Origin of the sequence: Falsiroseomonas oryzae (assembly GCF_027856955.1) — a bacterium.
Taxonomy (GTDB): Bacteria; Pseudomonadota; Alphaproteobacteria; order Acetobacterales; family Acetobacteraceae; genus Falsiroseomonas; species Falsiroseomonas oryzae.
In genome coordinates, this window is the sequence record NZ_JAPSMD010000635.1 from 1 (window position 1) to 2385 (window position 2385).

The 2385-nt window shown below is 73.2% G+C and carries 2 protein-coding genes; both read right to left on the reverse strand.

From position 1 onward, the window contains the following. On the reverse strand, window positions 1–1062 hold a 1062-nt coding region (locus OZN99_RS29935; RefSeq protein WP_270938860.1), incomplete at its 3' end, for a DEAD/DEAH box helicase. Continuing rightward, window positions 1063–2385, reverse strand: a 1323-nt coding sequence (locus tag OZN99_RS29940) for an acyl-CoA dehydrogenase family protein (protein ID WP_270938861.1), incomplete at its 5' end; no start/stop codon positions are given.

The following is a 2385-nucleotide window of genomic DNA, read 5'->3' on the forward strand; positions in this document are numbered from 1 at the left end:
GGCGATGCGCCGGCGCGGCGCCGGCACCAGCAGCACGGCCAGCCCCTTGCGCCCCGCACGGCCGGTACGGCCGCTGCGGTGCTGCAGCGTCTCCATGTCGCGCGGCAGCTCGGCATGCACGACCAGGCCGAGATCCGGCAGGTCGATGCCGCGCGCCGCCACGTCGGTCGCCACGCAGATCCGCGCGCGCCCGTCGCGCAGCGCCTGCAGCGCCCGGTTCCGCTCGGCCTGGGTCAGCTCGCCCGACAGCGCCACGGCGTTGAAGCCGCGCTCCGTCAGGTTGCCGTGCACCCGCGCCACCGCGGCGCGCGTGGTGCAGAAGACGATGGCGCGCGTGTCGTGCCAGCGCAGCACGTTGACCAGCGCGCGCTCCGACTCGCGCGGGCCGACCAGCACCGCCTGGTAGGCGATGTCGCGATGCGCGCCGCCCTCGCCGGTCGCCGCGATGCGCAGCGCGTCGCGCTGGTAGCGCTTGGCCAGCGCCGCGATCTCGCGCGGGATGGTGGCGGAGAACAGCAGCGTCCGCCGCGTCTCCGGCGTGACGTCCAGGATGGCTTCCAATTCGTCGCGGAAGCCCATGTCCAGCATCTCGTCCGCCTCGTCGAGCACGGCGGCGCGCAGGCCGGAGAGTTCCAGGTTGCCGCGCTCCAGGTGGTCGCGCAGCCGGCCCGGCGTGCCGACGACGATATGCGCGCCCATGTCGAGCTGCCGCCGCTCCGCGCGCGGATCGGTGCCGCCGACGCAGGCCACCACGCGGCCACCCGCGCCGGCATAGAGCCAGGCGAGCTCCCCCTGCACCTGCAGCGCGAGTTCCCGCGTCGGCGCGATCACCAGCGCCAGCGGCACGCGCGGCGGCCCGACGCGGCCTTCCTCGTCCAGGATCTGCGGCGCGACGGCCAGCCCGAAGGCCACCGTCTTGCCCGAGCCGGTCTGCGCCGAGACCAGCAGGTCGCGCCCCGCCGTCTCGGTCGCCAGCACGGCTTCCTGCACCGGCGTCGGCTCGGTATAGCCGCGCGCGGCGAGGGCGGCGGCGAGCGGCGCGGGCAGGGCGGGGAAGGGCATCTAATTCACCCTCCCCAGGATGCCGCGCGCGATGATGTGCGCCTGGATCTCCGCCGCGCCCTCGAAGATGGAGAGCACTCGCGCGTCGCACAGCACGCGGCTGATCGGGTATTCCAGCGCATAGCCGTTGCCGCCATGGATCTGCAGCGCGGCATCCGCATTGGCCCAGGCGACGCGCGCCGCCAGCAGCTTCGCCATCCCCGCCTCCACGTCGCAGCGCCGGCCGGCATCCTTCTCCCGCGCGGCGAAGTACGTCAGCTGCCGCGCCAGCATCGTCTCGGCGGCCATCATCGCGAGCTTCGCGTGCACGCGCGGGAAGTGCAGGATCGGCTTGCCGAACTGGATGCGCGACTTCGCGTAGGAGAGGCCGAGCGTCAGCGCGTTCTGCGCGACGCCCAGCGCCCGCGCCGCGGTCTGGATGCGCGCGCTCTCGAAGGTCTCCATCAGCTGGCGGAAGCCCTGGCCTTCCACGCCGCCCAGCAGGTTGGTGGCCGGCACCTCGAAGCCTTCGAAGGCGATCTCGTATTCCCGCATGCCGCGATAGCCGAGGACATGGATCTCCGATCCCGACATGCCCGGCGCGGGGAAGGGGTCCGCGTCGGTGCCGCGCGGCTTCTCCGCGATCAGCATGGACAGGCCCTTGTGGCCGGGGGCGTCCGGGTTGGTACGCACCAGCAGCGTCATGATGTCGCTGCGGCTGCCATGGGTGATCCAGGTCTTCGCGCCATACACCTTGAACACGTCGCCCTCGCGCACCGCGCGCGTGCGCAGGTTCGCCAGGTCGCTGCCGGTGTTCGGCTCGGTGAAGACTGCCGTCGGCAGGATCTCGCCGCTCGCGATGCCGGGCAGCCAGCGCGCCTTCTGCTCCTCCGTGCCGTTCAGCCCGATCAGCTCGCCGGCGATCTCGCTGCGGGTGCCCAGACTCCCGACGCCGACATAGCCCTCGCTCAGCATCTCGCTGACCAGGCACATCGCCACCTTGCCGAGGCCGAGGCCGCCATGCGCCTCCGGGATCGTCACGCCGAAGGCGCCGAGCTCGCCGAGCTTGCCGATCAGCTCCAGCGGGATCAGCGCATTGGCGTCATGCCAGCCCTGGGCGTGCGGTGTCACCTCCGCCGCGGTGAAGCGTGCGAACTGGTCGCGCAGCAGCTCCATGTCCGGATCGTCGAGCCCGATGGCGCCGAACGCCTCGGCTTCCAGCGCGGCCAGCATCGCGGTGCGGGCGGCGGCCATGCGGCGCGGCTCGGCCAGCGGCGCGACGGCGGCGCGCAAAGCGGCCTCGGCCTCCGCCGGCACGCCGAGATCGGCAGGGCGCGCCACCTC